The following is an 18,239-nucleotide window of genomic DNA, read 5'->3' on the forward strand; positions in this document are numbered from 1 at the left end:
TCTCTCGGCCGTTATTGGCCTGCCCTCCCGGCAGCACTTTTTCCGGCGATGTAACCGAGGCCGACGGCGGTCAGCAGTCCATTGCCGGAGAGATAACCCGAGGCCTCGTTTCCCGACACGCCGCAGGCCGCACCGCCGGCGGCGAAAAGATTGGGCAGAGGTTTGCCCGTGCCGTCGAGCACGGCGGCCGTTCGATCCACATCAAGCCCGCCCTGCGTGTGAAACAGCGCACCGGTGACTTTCACGGCCCGATACGGCGGCTGGAGTTTTTGCGCTGGTGAAAACGCACGACCAAAGGCGTCTGTGCCTGCTGCCTCTGCGGTCGTTTCGATCTCCGCAAAAGTTTCGGCCAGCGCGTCCGCCGGCACCGACATCAGGCCGGCGAGTTCAGCGATACTATCGGCAGCCAACACCACGCCCATCGCCTCGGCGCGGCGAAAATCCTCGAACTGGCGGACGATGCCGGCGATGCGTTCATCGAATATCGTCCAGGCGATCGCATCTGGCTGGCGCAGCACTTCGGCGGCCTGTTCCGAATAACCGCGCGCTTCGTTGCTGAAACGCCTGCCCTCGGCATTCACCTGAAAACCGCCTTCGGTGACCGTGGCCCAGGAGATCAGGATACCGGCCGGATGCGCAACCGAGCCATGGCCCTGATGGCCATTGAGATGACGGCTGGCTGCACCGAGCGCTTCACCCCACAGCAGCGCATCGCCCTGATTGCCGGTATGGCCGAAATAGAGCGCGTCCGAAAGTGAGGAAATATGCTGGCGAACAAGCTCCTTGTTGCCGCCATAACCATTGCAGGCGAGGATGAGATTATCGCAGGAGAGCTCCTCCGACGTGCCGTCCGGTCGCTCGAAACGCAGGCCGCGCACCCGCCCCTCGTCATCGGCGAAAAGTTCGACCACATGAGCATGGCAGACAAGCGCGATCTCGGCATTCTCGACCGCTTCACGCAGCGCATCGATCAGTTCCTCTCCGGAGCGAGTCGGAAGGCCATGCATGCGGCGGGCGGAATGGCCCGGATAGGAAAAATCGCTGACGACGGAAAACTGTAGACCATATGTGTCGGCCAGCCATTCCAGCACCGGACCGGTGGTTTTTGCCATCAGTTCAACGATGCCTGCGTCCGGCTCGCCATGCGCCTTTTTCATGATGTCACCGGCAAAATTTTCCGGACTGTCCTCGATGCCGGCCTCTTTCTGCCAGCGGGTGGAGGCGGCGGGCACAAGGCCGGCGGACAAGGCGGTGGAACCCTGCGGCAGCGCATCGCGCTCCAGCAGCAGGACTTCCGCACCGGCCTCATGGGCGGACAGTGCGGCGACCATGCCGGCGGCACCGGCACCGATGATGACGACCGGCACGGAATAATCGAATTGCCGGTTTTTATCCCGCGTTACCAAAGCCATGCCTGCGCCTCCCTCGCCGAATGACAGATATCTGTCGGTTGAGAGGGACAATAAGCTGTATTATTTTTAAAACAACATTTGATTTTTTGCGGATGTCGTGGCTAGATTTCACAAAACGGGAGCGAAGGAGGAGTTCGTGACGGTTGCCGGGACAGAGAGCGGCAGAACACTGTTCGACAAGGTGTTCGATGCGCATGTGATCGTGAAGCGCGAAGACGGGCAATGTCTTCTGTGGATCGATCGGCACTTTCTGCACGAAGGGTCCTTCCATGCTTTCAACAAGCTGAAGGAGCGCGACGCGGAGGTTGCCCGCCCCGACCTCACCTTCGGCATCGAAGACCATTACGTGCCGACCCGCACCCGCGACCTTTCCGTAATCGATCCGGCCATTCGCGGCATGATCGAGCAGTTGCGCGGCAACAGCCAGCGCCACGGCTTAAGGCTCTTCGACCTCGATGATCCCGGCCAGGGCATCGTGCATGTGGTCGGCCCGGAACAGGGGCTGACCTTGCCGGGCCTGACCATGGTTTGCGGTGACAGCCATACGGCCACCCACGGCGCCTTCGGGGCAATCGCCTTCGGCATCGGCGCCTCGGAAGTGGCACATGTGCTGATGACGCAGACGCTGTGGCAGAAGAAACCCAAGCGGATGCGCATCACGGTGGAGGGCGCGCTGGCGCCGGGTGTTTCGGCCAAGGATATCGCGCTGTCGATCATCGCCCGCATCGGCGCCGATGGCGCGGCGGGTCATGCGATCGAATATGCCGGATCGGCGATCCGCTCGCTATCCATGGAAGGCCGGCTGACACTCTGCAATCTCTCCATCGAGGCCGGTGGCCGTTGCGGCATGGTGGCGCCGGACCAGACCACGGTGGATTATCTGCGCGGCAGGCCATTTGCGCCGGAAGGCACACTTTTCGATAAGGGCGCTGCCGATTGGCTGGCCTTGCAAAGCGATGCCGATGCGGTGTTCGACCGCGAAATGCATCTCGATGCCGCAGATATCGCTCCCTCCGTCACCTGGGGCATCACCCCTGAGGACGCATCTCCGATCACCGCAAAAGTGCCGGACCCGGAAAATTTCGAGGACCCGGCCCGCGCCCAGCAGGTGCGGGATGCACTGGAATACATGGATATCCGGCCCGGCCAGTGTCTTTCCGACATCCGCATCGACCGGGTTTTCATCGGGTCGTGCACGAACAGCCGCATCGAGGATCTGCGGGCTGCCGCCTCTATCCTGAAGGGCCGCAAGGCATCGGTGCCCGGTCTCGTTTCCCCCGGATCGATGCAGGTGAAACGGCAGGCTGAAGCCGAGGGTCTGGACCGCATCTTTCTCGACGCGGGCCTTGAATGGGTGGATGCCGGCTGTTCGATGTGCGTCGGCATGAACGGTGATCTGGTGCCGCCGGGCGAACGTTGTGCCTCCACCACCAACCGCAATTTTCGCGGCCGGCAGGGGCCGGGATCGCGCACACATCTGATGTCGCCGGCCATGGTCGCGGCGGCGGCCGTCACCGGCCACCTGACGGACATGCGCGAGTTGATGCAGGCACCGGTGGCGGGAGGAAACATCGGATGAAACCGTTCAAGACGCTCGACGCCATCACCTGTCCGCTGCCGCAATCGAATGTCGATACCGACCAGCTGATCCCGGCCCGGTTCATGAAACGCTCGCGGGCGGACGGTTATGGCGGTTTCCTTTTGCATGACCTGCGCTTCGATGAAACCGGCGCGCAAAAACCGGATTGCCCGCTGAATGATCCGGAGCGTCAGGGCGCGCAAATTCTTGTCAGCCGGCGCAATTTCGGCAGCGGTTCTTCGCGCGAGGCGGCTGTTTATGCGCTGGTTGATTACGGAATCAACTGCGTCGTCGCGCCCTCCTTCGGCGATATTTTTGCGTCGAACGCGGTCAATAACGGGCTTCTTCCGGCAACCGTCAGCGAGGACGATTGCGAGGCCCTGCTGGCTGGCCTTGCCGATGGCGCTCAGACGGCAACGGTCGATCTCGAGGCGCAAACAATCCGCGCGGCCAATCTGGTTTTGCCGTTCACGGTCGATCCGGTCTGGCGCACGAAACTGTTGAACGGCTGGGACGATATCGACCTCACCCGCAGCCACGCCGCGGCAATCTCCGCCTTCGCCGAGGCTGACCGCACCCGGCGCCCCTGGATGCAGCCGCGGAAAACAGGCTGAACGATAAAACCGTCGACCGAAATCTGCGGATTGCGGTTGACACAATACAAAATCTGTATTCTCAATAAGACAACAAGACGTCTCATAGAAAATACAAAATGGGAATGTTCACTTGTCCTCCACCATGGAACCATTGAAGGCGCGCCGTCTCTATCTGCTGCTGCGGGAACAGATCCTCAGCGGCGAGATTGCTGCCGAAACGAAACTGCCCAGCGAACCAACGCTGGCGCAGGACCATGGTGTTTCGCGCGTCACCGTGCGGCGCGCGCTCGACAAGCTGGCCAGTGACGGCATGATCCTGCGCCGTCCGGGTGCCGGCACATTCGTCAATGCCGGCGGCAAGGCCAGCATGCCGGTGGTTGCCGATTTTGCCAATGTCCTGACACATCTGGTGGAAATGGGCCGCAAGACCGGCGTCAAGCTGATCTCCTTTGGTTACGTGGCCGCCACGCCGCAGATGGCCGAGGAACTGGGTCTCGATCCCGGCGAAAAGCTGCAGCGCTCCGTGCGTGTGCGTCTGATCGACGGCCAGCCGTTTTCCTACCTCGTCACCCATGTGCCGGAGCGCATCGGCATGTCCTATTCGGAGGCCGATCTCGCCTCCACGCCGCTTCTGGAACTGCTGGAGCGTTCAGGCCTCGTCGCCGAACGCGCCAATCAGGTGATCGGCGCAACGCTTGCCGGCCCCGAGGTCGCGGCAGCGCTCGATCTCGATATCGGCGCAGCCCTTCTGTCCATGACCCGCGTCGTTTTCGAACCCTCCGGTCGCGGTATCGAGCATCTGCAGGCGCTCTACCGGCCGGATCGTTATTCCTTCCACATGGATCTGGCGCGCACCGGCGATGATGGCGCCCGCCGCTGGACGCCGGCCGATGCCGTGCGCACGGCCGGCAACGACAAATAACGACTTACAAAAACAAGAACGACCGCAAAAGCGGCGCCCCCCTCAAGAGGAGAACAGAGGCAATGAAGGTCTATGAAACAGCATTTCATCGCAGAACGATCCTGAAGGGTGGCGCTGCTGCTGCCCTTGCGACCATTGCGGCCCCCGCCGTGGTTCGCGGTGCCGAACCTGCCCCCATCAAGGTCGGCATTCTGCAACCGGTGACGGGCGCGCTTGCACAAGACGGCGAATATGGCCGTCTCGGTGCCGAGATGGCAATCGCCGATATCAACGCAGCCGGCGGCATAAAATCGCTCGGCGGCGCCAAGCTGGAAATGGTGTTCGGCGATGCCCGCTCGACACCGGAAGCCGGCACGCAGGAAGTCGAGCGCATGCAGGAAGAGGGCGTGGTCGCCATCGTCGGCGGCTTTGCCTCGCCGATCTGCCTTGCCGGTTCGCAGGCAGCAGCGCGTTACGACCTCCCTTATATCGTCGATGTCGGCGTGACCGACCAGATCATTACCCGTGGCCTGAAAAACACATTTCGTTTCGCGCCGGGCTTTTCGCTCTGCACCGGTGCGGCGATCCAGAACCTCGTCAAAATTAACGAGTCTGCCGGCAAGGCCGCCAAAACGGTGGCGCTGGTGCATGAGGACGGCCTGTTCGGCTCCGGTCTCGCCAAGCTGATGGCAACGGAACTGCCCAAGCACGGTTTCGAAATCCTCGAACTGATCGCCGTGCCGACGCCTTCACGCGATCTCTCCAACGTCGTGCTGAAACTGCGATCCTTGCGCCCGGACCTGATCATCCCGAGCACCTATTACGGCGAAACCGTTCTTCTGGCCCGCACCATGCAGCAGCAGCGCGTGCGCCCGAAGGGTGTCTATTCCGTTCTCAACGGCGCTGCCTCCAACCATCGCTTCGTCAAGGAATTTCCGGAAGCCGCCGGAAACATCATGGACTGCAATCACTGGTTCGACCCGCGCAATGAAAAAGCCCTGGCCGTCCAGAAGCGCGTCGAGGCGACCGGCAAGCCGTTCAATTACAACACACCGCTCAACTATTCCTGCATCGGCCTGCTGGCGGATGCGATCGAGCGTGCCGGCGCGGCCGACCGGGTGAAGATCATCGAGGCGCTCGGCACCTCGACCTTCTCCGACCACCTGATGCCCTACGGCCCGACGAAATTCGAAAACGGCCAGAACATGGGTGCGGCTCCCGTTTCGACGCAGGTTCAGGACGGCGCGATCAAGGTCGTCTTCCCGGAAGACTTTGCCAACGCCAAGCCAAAGTTCCCGGCCAACGGCTGACGCCGTTCGACATGTGCCCCGGGCCCGCAATGAGCGGGTCCGGACCAATGCGAACTCCGTGAAGCGGAAGAGGCCATGTTTTCCCCCATCATCATCATCGAAGCGATGATCAACGGCTTGCTGACCGGTGCGATCTACGCGCTTGTCGCCCTTGGTCTGACACTGGTCTACGGTGTGCTGCACATCATTAACTTTGCCCATGGGGCAACGCTTGCGGCTGCCATGTTTGCCGTCTGGGGCCTCAATGCCGGTTTCGGCATTGATCCTTACGTGGCAATCGTGATCGTCACGCCGGTGTTTTTCGCCCTCGGTTACGGTTTGCAGCGTTTCGTCATCGGCCCGGCCGCCCATGGCGATGACGGCAACATCCTGCTGATCACGCTTGGCCTTTCCATCCTGATCGAAAATGCGCTTCTGGCTTCCTTCGGTTCCGACACCCGTTCCATCCCGTCCGACTTCGCCTTTTCCGTCGTCGAGGCCGGTCCGTTCCTGCTGTCGAGCGCAAAACTTGTCGGAGCAGTCGGTTCGCTTGTCGTCGCCATCCTGTTCTGGCTGCTGATGACGCGCACCGATACCGGCAAGGCCATCCGCGCAGTTGCCCGTGAAAAGCTCGGCGCGCGGCTTGTCGGCATCAATGTCGGCCATGTCTATGCCGTCACTTTTGGCCTCGGCTGTGCGGCCCTTGGCGTTGCCGCCTGTCTGCTGATGCCGACCTTCTACGTCAACCCACGCATCGGCGGCGCCTTCGTCAACATCGCGTTTACGGTCGTCGTTCTCGGCGGCATGGGCTCCGTGCCGGGTGCCGTCGCCGGCGGCCTGATCATCGGTGTCGTGGAAAGCGTCAGCGGCCTGCTTCTCGGTGAAAGCCTCGGCCAGATCGGCATCTTCATCATCTTCATCCTGGTCCTGCTTCTGCGTCCGACCGGCCTGTTCGGAGCGAGGGTATGATGCGCGGATATTTCTGGATCATCGTTATTACACTGCTGATCGCCGCGACGCCGCTGCTGACCAGTTCCAACACCTTTTTCAACTTCACCGTCGTCGTGTTGATCATCGCGCTTGCTGCGCAGGGCTGGAACCTGCTCGGCGGCATCGGCGGCCAGACTTCCTTCGGTCACGCGATGTTTTTCGGCATTGGCGCCTATACGGCCTCGATGCTGCAGACACATCTCGGCGTGAATGCATGGATCGCCCTCATCGCGGCCATCGCGGCCGGGTCGCTCGCCGGCCTCATCGTCGGTTTCCTCAGTTTCCGCGCCGGCTTGCGGGGGTCCTATTTCGCGCTGGTGACGCTTGCCTTTGCCGAACTGCTGCGCGTGCTGGCCAATGCGTCTGAATGGACCGGTGGCGCCTCCGGCCTGCTCCTGAAGCTGGAGCCGAGCCTTGCCAACATGCAGTTTTCCAGCCGCCCGACCTTCATGCTCTTGGCGCTGGCCTTCGTGTTCATCAGCCTCGTCATCACCCAGCATATCGTCAACTCGCGCTTCGGAGCGCATCTGGTGGCGGTGCGGGAAAACGAGGATGCGGCCAAGGCGCTCGGTGTCGATGTTCTGACTGTCAAACTCAAGGCTATCAGCCTTTCCGGTGCCATGACGGCCGCCGCCGGCGTGCTCTATGTCCAGTATTTCCTCTATATCGATGCGGCGATCGCCTTCGGCATCTGGATCTCCATCGAAGCGCTGCTGGCCCCGATGGTCGGCGGACGTGGCCGGGTTCTTGGTCCCCTCATCGGCGCCTTCACCCTGCATGGTCTCGGTGAAATCACCAAGAGCTTTGCAGGCCGTGTTCCCGGCATCGATCTGATGGTTTTCGCCGTCGTGCTGATCATCGTCATCGCCTTCGCCTCGGCCGGCATTCTCGGTCTCCTCAAAAAACTGTCCGATCGTTTTGCCGCGAAGGGAGGTGCGTGATGTTACAGGTGAAAAACGTCACCATGCGTTTCGGCGGCCTTCTCGCCATCAGCGACGCGTCGCTCGATGTGCGGCAAGGCTCGATCACCGGGCTGATCGGCCCGAACGGCGCCGGCAAGACAACGCTGTTTGCCGTCATCGCCGGTTTTCTCAGGCCGACACAGGGACAGATCGCCCTGTTCGACAAGGACATTACCGGCGAGGAACCACACAGGCGCGCCGCCTCCGGCATTGCCCGCACGTTTCAGATCGTCCAGCCGTTTGCTGGCCTGAACGTGCAGGAAAACATCACTGTCGGCGCCTATCTGCGCCACACGAAACCGGCGGATGCGGTCGAAAAGGCACGTGAGGTCGCCCGGCAGGTGGGGCTGGAAAAGGATCTCGACAAATCCGCATCGAGCCTGACGGTCGCCGGCCGCAAGCGGCTGGAACTGGCCCGCGCGCTTGCCACCGAGCCAAAGATCCTGCTGCTGGACGAGGTTCTGGCCGGTCTCAACCCCTCGGAAATCCGCGACATCATTCCGGTGATCCGGTCCATCCGTGACAGCGGCGTGACGATCCTGATGATCGAGCATGTGATGCAGGCGGTGATGAACCTTTGCGAGCATGTCTATGTGCTGGCGCAGGGCAAGATGATCGCCGAAGGAACACCGGCCGCCGTCTGCAACGATCAGGCGGTGATCGAGGCCTATCTCGGCAAGGGTTCGGCGGAACGCCTGGCTCGCCAAAGCCAGGGAGAAAACCATGCTTGAAGTCAGGGGACTGCGCGCCGGTTATGGTGCGGTCGAAGTGTTGCGCGGCATCGACCTTTCGGTGGGCAGGGGCGAAATCGTCGCCGTGCTCGGCGCCAACGGCGTCGGCAAGACGACGCTGAACATGGCGCTGTCGGGCGTTTTGCCGGCCACTTCGGGCACGATCACCTTCGATGGCGTGGCACTTGGCGCTTCCGCCTCCATGGCGGTCGATGCCGGTCTGGTGCACGTGCCGGAAGGCCGCAAGATTTTTCCGAACATGAGCGTGCGCGAAAACCTCGAACTGGGCAGCTATCGTCGTGGCGCCAAAAATCGGGCGCGTAATCTCGAAAACGTCTTCGATACCTTTCCGCGCCTGCGTGAGCGTGCCGTGCAGGCCGCCGGCACGCTTTCGGGCGGCGAGCAGCAGATGCTGGCCATCGGTCGCGGCATGATGGCCGAACCGAAACTGCTCATCCTCGATGAACCGTCGCTCGGCCTGTCGCCGCTGCTGGTCGAGGAAATGTTTTCGCTGGTGCGCCGACTGAATGCCGATGGCCTGCCGATCATGCTGGTGGAGCAGAATGTCGTGCAGTCGCTGGAGATCGCGGCGCGCGCCTACATCATCGAAAACGGTACCGTCACGATGTCGGGAACCTCAGTGGAAATCTCAGCCAATCCGGAACTGAAACGGGCCTATCTCGGCCTCTAGGAGGGTTTCATGACCATGGTTACGCCCGCAATTCCTCGTGCGTCAGTTGTCAGCGGAGGCATCATCCCCGCTTCCGTGCTTCTGGCCGAACCGCGACCGCAATGGCTGATCGACTGGGCCCGTTTCGCAACGGATCTCGCTTTCGACGAGCTTTCCCCTGATCTCATCGCCCAGGCAAAACTGGTGATGCTGGATTGTATCGGCGCGATTGCCTGCGGCATGCGCGAACCGGAAATGCTGGCGCTCGCCGCACGTCTGTCGAGACGCGGCGGCGGCGAGATTGCCGCGATCGGTGCAGGTATCGGCCTTTGTTACGACGATGCCGCCTTCCTCAACGGCACCGCCGGCACGGTGCTGGAACTGGACGAAGGCAACCAGTTTGCGCGTGGCCATCCCGGCATGCATGTCCTGCCGGCGGCGCTCTCCATGGCGACCGCCGGGGGCAAGAGCGGCTGGGAACTGCTGCAGGCCTTCATTCTTGGTTACGAAGTGGCGGCACGAACTGGAGCCGCCTGCCGCCTGCGACCGACGGTGCACCCTCATGGTACATGGGGCACGATCGGCGCCGCTTTTGCCACAGCCCTTCTCGATGGCGCCGATGAGGCCGAGCTGATCGAAACGATCAATGTTTCGGCGACCTTGAGCGTCGGGGCCAGCCTGCGCGCCATGCTGGAAGGTGCCACCGTGCGCAACAGTTTTTGCGGTTTTTCCAACCGCAACGGCATGGCCGCCTGGGATCTTGTCGCCAGCGGTTTTACCGGCGAGATCAACTCCGTCGGCACGGTGTATGGCGGCATTCTCGCCGAGGGTTTTCGCCCGGACGTGATGACGGAACAACTCGGCACGCGCTTCGAGATCCAGCGCAACTACTTCAAACGCCACGCCGCCTGCCGCTACACGCATGCCACGCTCGACGTCGTGTGTTCGCTAATGGCGCAGCACGGCCGGATCGCGCCGGAAGCCATCAGCGCCATCGAGGTGGTGTCCTATGCCTCGGCGGCACAGCTGGATATCACCGAGCCTGCCAACATGCTGGCGGCAAAGTTTTCGCTGCCCTTTGCGATTGCCACCACCATCGTCAACGGCGAGGCCTCGGTTCCGGCCTTCCGGCAGGCGGCGGTCGAGAACGAAACCGTTCGCGCCCTCGCGGCAAAAATTTCCGTGGCGGAAAAGCCGGAATATACGGCGCTTCTGCCCGACAAACGACCGGCCCATGTCACCATCCGCCTTGCCGACGGCCAGACACTCACCGCCGAAACCATGACCAACCGTGGCGACGCCGTCGATCCCTATTCACCGCAAGAAGTCCGCGACAAATATTTCGAGCTGGTCGAGCCGGTCTGGGGCAGATCCCATGCCGCCCGCATTCTCGATGCCATCGAAACGATCGACACGGCTGAAAACCTGTCGGGCCTCAACGCCCTTCTGGCCCAGCCCGCGATCAAGGAAGCCTGAACATGACATTGAAATCCCTGCTTTCCCGTCCGGGCCCGATCGTTGCCCCCGGCATTTTCGACGCCCTGACGGGGTCCATCGCCACCGATGCCGGTTTCGACGCGCTTTATCTGTCGGGTGCGGCAATCGCCTATACGAGGCTTGGCCGTCCCGATATCGGCCTCGTGTCGATGTCGGAAGTGGCCGATGTGATCGAACTGGTGCGCCAGCGGATCGACACGCCTTTGATCGTCGATGCGGACAATGGTTACGGCAACGCACTGAATGTGCTTCGAACCGTCAGGACATTCGAGCGTGCCGGCGCCAGCGCCATCCAGCTCGAAGACCAGACCATGCCGAAACGTTGCGGCCACCTGCAGGACAAGTCACTGATTTCGGCCGAGGAAATGGCCGGCAAGATCAAGGCCGCCGTCGATGCCCGCCTGAGTGACGAAACGCTGATCATCGCGCGCACCGATGCCGTCGCCGTCGAAGGGTTTGAAAAGGCGATCGAACGCGCCTCGCTTTATGCCGATGCCGGCGCCGATATTCTTTTTGTCGAGGCGCCGCGCTCAAGGGATCAGCTGGAGGCCGTCTGCAAGGCGCTTTCCCCTCGCTTGCCGCTGCTCGCCAACATGGTCGAAGGCGGCGACACGCCGCTGATGACGGCGGAAGAACTGGGCACGCTCGGTTTCAAGATCGTCATCTTCCCAGGCGGCATCGTGCGCGCCATGGCCCGCACGGCGCAGGATTATTACCGCTCGCTGCGTGCCAACGGCACCAACGAGCCGTTCCGTGACCGCATGTTCCAGTTCAACGAACTTAACGAGTTGATCGGCACCCCGGCCATGCTGGCGGCCGGCCGCAATTACGAAAACTTTGCCCCTTCGACAGGCGCTTCGAACAAGGACGGCGCAGCATGACCAAGACACTCGATCCGGTAACACTGGCCATCCTCAACGGCCGTCTCGAACAGATCGCCGACGAGATGGATGCCACCCTTTACCGTTCCGCCTTCAACCCGATCATTGCCGAGGCCCGCGACGCCTGCCACGGCCTTTACCACGCGGAAACCGGCGCAACGCTGGTGCAGGGCACACGCGGCCTGCCGATCTTTGTCGGTGCCATGGCTTTTGCGGTGAAGGCCGTGATCGACAAGGTGGCGAAGGACGGCGACCTCAATCCCGGCGACACCTATCTCTTCAACGATCCTTATGCCGGCGGCACACATCTCAACGATTTTCGTCTCGTTCGCCCGGTGTTTCGCGGCGGAAAACTCTATTGCTGGATCGCCTCCGTCGGCCACTGGCTGGATATCGGCGGCAACGTGCCGGGCGGTTTCAACGCCAAGGCGACCGAGAGTTTTCAGGAAGGCGTACGCATTCCGCCCGTAAAGCTGTTTTCCAGGGGTGTCATCAACAACGATATCGTCGAAATTCTTTCCGCCAATTCGCGCGTACCGATGTCCAATTACGGTGACCTGAACGGCCAGTTGAATGCGCTGGATCTGGGTGAACGCCGGCTTTCGGAACTGCTGGACAGTTATGGCGACGACACGGTGGAAGCAGCTTTCGAGGCCTTTTCCGACCGCGCCGAGGCGATGATGCGCGAGGCCATCCGGGCGTTACCGGACGGCACCTATACATTCGAGGATTATCTCGACAATGACGGCATAACGCCCGACCGACTGACGATCGCGCTCGACCTGACCATCAAGGGCGACGAGATGGTGCTGGATTTTTCCCGCTCCTCCGGCCCTTGCGCCGGGCCGCTCAACATCGCCTATTCGACCGCGGCGGCATGCTGTTACGTGGCGCTGAAACACGTTTTCACCAGCGTTCCGGCCAATGCCGGCTGCCTGCGGCCGATCGAGTTCATCATTCCCGAAACCACGCTTCTGGGCGTAAAACCGCCGAAACCGGTCGGCGGTTATACCGAAACCATTCTGCGCGTCATCGGCACGGTGTTCGGCGCACTGGCCAAGGCCGATCCGGCCCGTGCCACCGCCGGCCCGTTCGGCACGATCAATGCACTCTCCATTGCCGGTTATCGCGATGACGGTTCGCGTTACGTGATGTTCTCCTTCTTTGGCGGTGGCCTTGGCGGCAACCCGGAAAGCGATGGCCTCAACCACGCCAATAACCCCATCTCCATGGCGACCATTCCGCCGGCGGAAATCATGGAAGCATCCTATCCGGTTCTCTTCACCCAATGGGCGCTGCGGCCGGATTCCGCCGGTGCCGGTTATCATCGCGGCGGTGTCGGCGCGATCTACGAAGTCGAGCCGATGACCGATGCCGACGTTTTTCTGCTCGGCGAACGTGGCGTCTATGCTCCCTTCGGTGTCGCCGGCGGCACCGAGGCGGCGCTCAACCGCTTTGTCTGGCAGGCGGATGACGGCGAGCACTCGCCGCCGCTCGCCTCCAAGGTTGCCGATGTGCGCGTAAAACCCGGCCAGCGTGTTCGCATCGAAGCGCCCGGCGGCGGCGGTTTTGGCAATCCGATGACACGGCCTGCGGAAAAGGTGGCGCGCGACGTGCGCCTCGGTTTCGTCAGCCGAGAAGCCGCGCGAGACGTCTACGGCGTTGCGACCGATACCGACGGCAATATCGATTTCGAGATGACCAGCCAGTTGCGTGAAGGAGTTGCCGCATGAACACCCATGTCAAACCAGAGGGCAACTCACCTGTCGGAACCTCAGTCGTCGGTGTCGATGTCGGCGGCACGTTTACCGATCTTTTCTATTATGACGCGGCGGCAGGACGTTTCCGCACCGCAAAGGTTTCATCCAACCGTGGTGACGAGGCAACCGGTTTTCTCGAAGGCCTGAAAACCTTCGGCCCGGTTGCCGATCTCGGCTCCATCGTGCACGGCACCACCGTCGGCACCAATGCGCTGCTGGAGCGCAAGGGCGCCCGCACGGCGCTGATCACCACGGCCGGTTTCCGCGATGTTCTGGAAATGCGGCGCCGCGACCGCCTCAACACCTGGGGCCTGTGGGGCGACTTTGTGCCGGTGATCGAACGCGACCTGCGTTTCGAGGTGAATGAACGCGTGCTGGCCGATGGCACCGTGCGACAGACGCTGGATGTGGAAGAGGTGCGCGCCGCTGCCCGCCGCGCGCTGGCATTAGGCGCGGAAGCGCTCGCCATCGTGTTCATCAATGCCTATGCCAATTCCGAAAACGAGATGCTGGCGCTTGAAGCCGCACAATCCGTCTGGCCGAACGACAATGTCGCCTGCTCCTCGCAAATTCTGCCGGAAATCCGCGAATTCGAGCGCACCTCCACCACCGCGCTCAATGCCTATCTGCAGCCGGTTGTCGGCGGTTATCTGCGCAAGCTGAGCGATGCCCTGAAGAGCGAAGCTTTTGGGGGCCGCTTTCACATCGTGCAGTCGAACGGCGGCGTGATGTCGACCGAAACGGCCCGCCGCCTGCCGGTGCGCACCGCGCTTTCCGGACCGGCGGCGGGTGTCATTGCCGCAGCCGCGATTTCCAAGGCGGCCGGTTTCCCCAACATCATCACCGGCGATCTCGGCGGCACGTCCTTCGACGTTTCGCTGGTGGTGGAAGGCGAAACCGCGCTTGCCGCACAGACGACGATCGATTTCGGCCTCGTCATCCGCACACCGATGATCGAGATCACCACGATCGGCGCCGGTGGCGGTTCGATCGCCCATGTCGATGCCGGCGGTCTGTTGCAGGTCGGCCCGGAAAGCGCCGGCTCGCGTCCCGGCCCGGTCGCCTACGGTCAGGGCAACACCCGCCCGACTTTGACCGACGCCAATATCGTTCTCGGTCGCATCAATGCCGAACGCCCGATCGGCGGCAAGCTGGCACGGCTGGATGTCGAGGCCGCGAGAAAAGCGATCGAGGAGCATGTGGCAAAACCCTGCGGCCTTAGCGTCATGGAAGCGGCGGAAGCCATCGTGAAAATCGCCGACGGACGCATGGCCGGCGCCATTCGTCTCGTCTCCATCGAACGCGGGCATGACCCGGCGAAATTCGTCGCCGTTCCCTTCGGCGGCGGCGGCGCGTTGCATGCCGGCGCTCTGATCAAGGATGTCGGCCTGCAGGCCGCACTTGTGCCGCGTTATCCCGGCGTCACCTCGGCGCTCGGCTGCGTCATCGCCGATATCCGCCACGATCAGGTGCAGACCGTCAACCTCACGGTCGAGGCACTTGATACCAACATGCTGGATCGCCGCATGGTCGAGGAAGCGGAAGCGGCTCGAAAAATCGTCGAGGAAGCTGGTCTGCCGATCGATGGCATCGATCTCGTGTTCGAACTCGACATGCATTATCTCGGCCAGACGCATACCGTCGCCGTGCCTTTGCCGGTGACGATCGAAAACGGCTCGACCGGTGTGACCCGAGCCATAGTACAGGCAGCGTTCGATGCCGCCTATCAGGCTTCGTTCAGCCGTCTCCTGCCGGGATTGCAGGCAAAGATCGTCAACCTGCGCACCTCCGCCATCGGTCGACGCCCGCATTTCAGCCTCGCCGCACTGGCACCCGAACCGGGCACGACCGTGGATCAGGCCAAACTCGGCAATAGACAAGTGTGGTTCGACGGCGGCTGGCACGATACGGCCATCTATGCCCGTCTGGACCTGCCGGTGGGTGCTGTCATCGATGGCCCGGCCATTCTCGAACAGCCGGATGCGACCGTGCTGGTCGATCCGGACCTGAGCGCCCGTGTCGATGAATTCGGCAATGTCATCATGGAGCGCAAGCCATGAGCGGCCATTCGATCCCCATTGAAAAGACCGGCCTGATCATGGTCGATCTCACCAATGATTTCCTGGCCCCGAACGGTGCCTATGGCCGCGCCGGTCAGGGTGCTGCGGAAATTGCCGCCCTGCCGGAGCGGATCAAGCCACTGGTGGACGTCCTTCGGCAGAAGGGTGGCTATATCATCTCGGCGCAGTTCACTTTGGTGCCGGCCAAGGGCGGGGAACCGATTATTTCGCCGCACCTGAAGGAATTACGCCCCTTTCTCGGCAAGGGCGATTTTGCGCCGGGCAGCTGGGGCAATGCGCTGGTCGACAGCCTCGGCCCCGCCGATCTGGTGGTGGAAAAGGTCGCCTATTCCTCCTTCTACATGACCCGGCTGGAATGGGTTTTGAGGAAATGCGGCATCGAGCGCCTGATCGTCGGCGGCATCGTCACCAATGGCGGCGTTGCCTCCACCGTGCGGGATGCGCATGTGCGCGATTTCGATACAACCGTGCTGTCGGACGGCTGTGCGGCCTTTTCTCCTTCCGTGCATGACACCGCGATTGAAGCGCTGAAACCGGTCGCCCGTATCGCGACCATCGAAACCATCTGCGCGGAACTTTCCGCGCAATAACGAAAAGACAAAGGAAGGAGAAGAGTGTGGCCAAGGTTCTGGTGATCGTCCCCTTTCCGATGGATGACGACAATCTTTCCAAACGCCGGGCGCAGCTGAATGCGGTGCGTCTCGGCGACGGTATCGATTTCGACTTCAAGCCGGTGCGCATCGCGCCCGCCAATTATGTCAGCCAGCAGGATTCCGTTCTCGCCGACATCGGCATTCTGGAGGCGGGGCTGCAGGCTGAGAAGGATGGTTATGATGCCGTCTGCATCGATACGATGAGCGATAGCGGCATGTCGGCCCTGCGCTCCGTGCTCGATATCCCGGTCATCGGTCCCGGCCGCCACGCCATGCTGGCGGCGCTGATGCTGGGCGAAAAGTTTTCCATCCTCGCCATGTGGGACCGCTGGCGGCATCTCTACACAAAAACACTGGCGGAGCTTGGCCTGAGCCACAAATGCGCCTCACTCAGATCCGCCGGGCTGCAGCCAAACAACCAGAGCCTGCTGGCCGGCAAGGAGGAGGAGTTTTTTCCAGCGCTCTACGAGGCGGCGATGAAATGTGTGGAAGTGGACGGTGCCGATGTGATCATCCTCGGTTCGACCACGATGCATGAGGCGCATGCCTATCTGGCCGAACGACTACCGGTGCCGATCATCAATCCCGGCCCGCTCACCTACCGGCTGGCCGATGCTGCCATCAAGCTGAAGCTCAGCCATGCGCGCAGTTCCTATCCCGCTCCCTCGCATATCGCGGCGGAAAAACTGGCCGCCATGGGCGACATCGCTGCGCGCCTTGCCGGAGGTTCGAAATGACCCGTATCCTGCTTCTCTCGCCCACCGATCTCGATCTGCCGGATGATGTTGTGGTCTCCGGCGTGCTGGATGCTGACACGAAGATCGAACACCGCCGCGTGGCCTATCCATCCTGCCCGCCGATCGGTGCGCATGACTGGGCGCTGGCCGACCTCGCTATTCTGACAGCCGGGCAGGATGCGCAGTCGGAAGGTTTTCAGGCCGTCTGCCTTGCCGATTTCGGTGATTATGGCGCAAACGCGCTGCGCTCCGTGCTGGATATCCCGGTCGTGACGGCAGGCCGATCCTCGATGTTATACGCATTGACGCTGGGCGAGCGCTTTTCGGTTGTCTCAACAGATCGCGACCGCGTGCGCGCGAAAAAACTCGTCCACGATTACGGGCTCGATACCCGCTGCGCAGGCATCGAGCCAGCCGAAACGGACATGGCTCGTAAGGATGGGCCGGAGATAATCATCCTAGCGGGCGAGGCTCGGCAGCGGATGCAACCGGCGGGATCGGCGACGCTGATCGATCCGGTCGCCGTCTCGTTGAAGATCGCTGAAAGCCTGATTGGGCTTGGCCTCACACATAGCCGCCACGCCTATCCCGCACCGCAGGTTCGAAAGGCGGAACTGATCGCGGCGCTGTCGATCTGAAACCCACCCACCGGCTTCATCTCACGGCCAGATGCGTCGCTCCGAAACATCGGTGCATCCAATTTAACAAATCGCTCATAAGTTGAATTTTGGCACTTGCCAAACCAAAATCAATTTAAGATACATTGTCACTTATGGTTGCATCCATAGACATTCAGCCCTGAACCTGCCGACAGGGCCTCTCGACGTTTCAAGCCTTTAATCGCATCGCATCGCATTGCATGGCGTCCGCTCGCATGTGGGGAGAGCGGCTGCGTCTGGGCATTTCAACAAGAGGGGGTACGATCATGGCTGGCCTGCCTGAAACCATCATGCCGTCCGAACAGCTGCGCCATAAGAAGGCGCGCCGGTGGCACTGTCTTATGCTTGCCGGCCTGTTCTTGCTGCCGGCGGCGACAGCATTTGGCGGGCCGGCGGATTATCCTTCGGCATCACTGCAACCCGGCCTGACGCCCGGCTGGAATGCCTATCCGAACCAGCTCGATATCGATGCACCGGAAGACGAGGCGCAAAGCGGTATAACCGAGGCGGGCACGCCCGTTATCAAACGCAACGAGGACGAATTTCCGGCGGAGGGGCGCAATGTCCTGCCCGATCTCGACAGCCTTCCCGGTCCGAACGGCGAACCGCAACCGTTCGATTACGATAATAGCGCGACTGCTCATGACGCCATTCGCGGCAAGAACACATGGATGTTCTGGGGCGAAGGCAACGAGATCTTCTGGAACTGGGTACAGCAAGCATGGTTATGGTCTGACGGATTTTCTCGTTCTGCTGGATTCCCGCGACCGTGGCATACCCTTGCCCAAGGATCGCACTCCCACTAAAGAAGAGATCGAAAAATCAGGCACGCGCTTCAAGC

Annotated in this window: 17 protein-coding genes; 16 read left to right on the top strand and 1 reads right to left on the bottom strand. The window is 61.8% G+C overall.

The window, feature by feature from the left end:
* Positions 1-11: 11 nt before the first annotated feature.
* Positions 12-1,412, bottom strand: coding sequence for an FAD-dependent oxidoreductase (locus tag J2T09_RS00935; RefSeq protein WP_306830091.1), 1,401 nt, complete (start codon positions 1,410-1,412; stop codon positions 12-14).
* Between the two features lie 136 nt (positions 1,413-1,548).
* Here J2T09_RS00935 and leuC point away from each other — a divergent pair, with 136 nt between their 5' ends.
* The 16 genes from leuC (at position 1,549) to J2T09_RS01015 (ending at position 18,204) form a co-directional block, all read left to right on the top strand.
* Entirely contained in the window at positions 1,549-2,991 is a 1,443-nt protein-coding gene (gene leuC / locus J2T09_RS00940; protein ID WP_306830093.1) for a 3-isopropylmalate dehydratase large subunit, read from the top strand.
* Positions 2,988-3,605, top strand: a complete 618-nt coding sequence (gene leuD, locus J2T09_RS00945; protein ID WP_306830095.1) for a 3-isopropylmalate dehydratase small subunit — start codon at positions 2,988-2,990, stop codon at positions 3,603-3,605. The genes leuC and leuD overlap by 4 nt, the downstream gene beginning before the upstream one ends.
* 112 nt (positions 3,606-3,717) lie before the next feature.
* Positions 3,718-4,509, top strand: coding sequence for a GntR family transcriptional regulator (locus tag J2T09_RS00950; protein WP_306830097.1), 792 nt, complete (start codon positions 3,718-3,720; stop codon positions 4,507-4,509).
* Positions 4,510-4,571: 62 nt separating this feature from the next.
* Positions 4,572-5,798, top strand: coding sequence for an ABC transporter substrate-binding protein (locus J2T09_RS00955; protein ID WP_306830098.1), 1,227 nt, complete (start codon positions 4,572-4,574; stop codon positions 5,796-5,798).
* A gap of 75 nt (positions 5,799-5,873) precedes the next feature.
* Positions 5,874-6,746: a branched-chain amino acid ABC transporter permease gene (locus tag J2T09_RS00960; protein WP_306830100.1), complete on the top strand. Its 873-nt coding sequence runs from the start codon at positions 5,874-5,876 to the stop codon at positions 6,744-6,746.
* The gene (locus J2T09_RS00965; RefSeq protein WP_306830102.1) at positions 6,743-7,708 is read left to right on the top strand and encodes a branched-chain amino acid ABC transporter permease; all 966 of its coding nucleotides are present in this window, start codon (positions 6,743-6,745) and stop codon (positions 7,706-7,708) included. Before J2T09_RS00960 ends, J2T09_RS00965 begins: the two co-directional genes overlap by 4 nt.
* Positions 7,708-8,460 (top strand): ABC transporter ATP-binding protein, encoded by a 753-nt coding sequence (locus J2T09_RS00970; RefSeq protein WP_306830104.1) that lies wholly within the window; start codon positions 7,708-7,710, stop codon positions 8,458-8,460. The genes J2T09_RS00965 and J2T09_RS00970 overlap by 1 nt, the downstream gene beginning before the upstream one ends.
* Positions 8,453-9,151, top strand: coding sequence for an ABC transporter ATP-binding protein (locus J2T09_RS00975; protein ID WP_306830106.1), 699 nt, complete (start codon positions 8,453-8,455; stop codon positions 9,149-9,151). Before J2T09_RS00970 ends, J2T09_RS00975 begins: the two co-directional genes overlap by 8 nt.
* A gap of 9 nt (positions 9,152-9,160) precedes the next feature.
* A complete protein-coding gene (locus J2T09_RS00980) occupies positions 9,161-10,606 on the top strand; it encodes an MmgE/PrpD family protein (RefSeq protein ID WP_306830108.1) in 1,446 nt (481 codons plus the stop codon).
* 2 nt (positions 10,607-10,608) lie between these two features.
* On the top strand, positions 10,609-11,508 hold the full coding sequence (locus J2T09_RS00985; protein ID WP_306830110.1) for an isocitrate lyase/PEP mutase family protein: 900 nt from the start codon (positions 10,609-10,611) through the stop codon (positions 11,506-11,508).
* Positions 11,505-13,241, top strand: coding sequence for a hydantoinase B/oxoprolinase family protein (locus J2T09_RS00990; protein ID WP_306830112.1), 1,737 nt, complete (start codon positions 11,505-11,507; stop codon positions 13,239-13,241). Before J2T09_RS00985 ends, J2T09_RS00990 begins: the two co-directional genes overlap by 4 nt.
* On the top strand, positions 13,238-15,328 hold the full coding sequence (locus tag J2T09_RS00995) for a hydantoinase/oxoprolinase family protein (RefSeq protein WP_306830114.1): 2,091 nt from the start codon (positions 13,238-13,240) through the stop codon (positions 15,326-15,328). The genes J2T09_RS00990 and J2T09_RS00995 overlap by 4 nt, the downstream gene beginning before the upstream one ends.
* Entirely contained in the window at positions 15,325-15,939 is a 615-nt protein-coding gene (locus J2T09_RS01000; protein WP_306830117.1) for a cysteine hydrolase family protein, read from the top strand. Before J2T09_RS00995 ends, J2T09_RS01000 begins: the two co-directional genes overlap by 4 nt.
* A 26-nt stretch (positions 15,940-15,965) precedes the next feature.
* Entirely contained in the window at positions 15,966-16,739 is a 774-nt protein-coding gene (locus J2T09_RS01005; RefSeq protein ID WP_306830119.1) for an aspartate/glutamate racemase family protein, read from the top strand.
* Positions 16,736-17,377, top strand: coding sequence for an aspartate/glutamate racemase family protein (locus J2T09_RS01010; protein WP_306830120.1), 642 nt, complete (start codon positions 16,736-16,738; stop codon positions 17,375-17,377). Before J2T09_RS01005 ends, J2T09_RS01010 begins: the two co-directional genes overlap by 4 nt.
* A 287-nt stretch (positions 17,378-17,664) precedes the next feature.
* The gene (locus tag J2T09_RS01015) at positions 17,665-18,204 is read left to right on the top strand and encodes a hypothetical protein (RefSeq protein ID WP_306830123.1); all 540 of its coding nucleotides are present in this window, start codon (positions 17,665-17,667) and stop codon (positions 18,202-18,204) included.
* Positions 18,205-18,239 lie beyond the last annotated feature (35 nt).

Source organism: Neorhizobium huautlense (assembly GCF_030811685.1).
GTDB lineage: Bacteria > Pseudomonadota > Alphaproteobacteria > Rhizobiales > Rhizobiaceae > Neorhizobium > Neorhizobium huautlense_A.

Bases quoted from the DNA above. Each gene is read 5' to 3' on its own strand.
- J2T09_RS01010 (WP_306830120.1), top strand. From the start codon at position 16,736: ATGACCCGTATCCTGCTTCTCTCGCCCACCGATCTCGATCTGCCGGAT.
- J2T09_RS00935 (WP_306830091.1), bottom strand. From the start codon at position 1,412: ATGGCTTTGGTAACGCGGGATAAAAACCGGCAATTCGATTATTCCGTG.
- J2T09_RS00980 (WP_306830108.1), top strand. From the start codon at position 9,161: ATGACCATGGTTACGCCCGCAATTCCTCGTGCGTCAGTTGTCAGCGGA.
- J2T09_RS00990 (WP_306830112.1), top strand. From the start codon at position 11,505: ATGACCAAGACACTCGATCCGGTAACACTGGCCATCCTCAACGGCCGT.
- J2T09_RS00985 (WP_306830110.1), top strand. From the start codon at position 10,609: ATGACATTGAAATCCCTGCTTTCCCGTCCGGGCCCGATCGTTGCCCCC.
- J2T09_RS00955 (WP_306830098.1), top strand. From the start codon at position 4,572: ATGAAGGTCTATGAAACAGCATTTCATCGCAGAACGATCCTGAAGGGT.
- J2T09_RS00975 (WP_306830106.1), top strand. From the start codon at position 8,453: ATGCTTGAAGTCAGGGGACTGCGCGCCGGTTATGGTGCGGTCGAAGTG.
- leuD (WP_306830095.1), top strand. From the start codon at position 2,988: ATGAAACCGTTCAAGACGCTCGACGCCATCACCTGTCCGCTGCCGCAA.
- J2T09_RS01000 (WP_306830117.1), top strand. From the start codon at position 15,325: ATGAGCGGCCATTCGATCCCCATTGAAAAGACCGGCCTGATCATGGTC.
- J2T09_RS00965 (WP_306830102.1), top strand. From the start codon at position 6,743: ATGATGCGCGGATATTTCTGGATCATCGTTATTACACTGCTGATCGCC.
- J2T09_RS00995 (WP_306830114.1), top strand. From the start codon at position 13,238: ATGAACACCCATGTCAAACCAGAGGGCAACTCACCTGTCGGAACCTCA.
- J2T09_RS00970 (WP_306830104.1), top strand. From the start codon at position 7,708: ATGTTACAGGTGAAAAACGTCACCATGCGTTTCGGCGGCCTTCTCGCC.
- J2T09_RS01015 (WP_306830123.1), top strand. From the start codon at position 17,665: ATGGCTGGCCTGCCTGAAACCATCATGCCGTCCGAACAGCTGCGCCAT.
- J2T09_RS00960 (WP_306830100.1), top strand. From the start codon at position 5,874: ATGTTTTCCCCCATCATCATCATCGAAGCGATGATCAACGGCTTGCTG.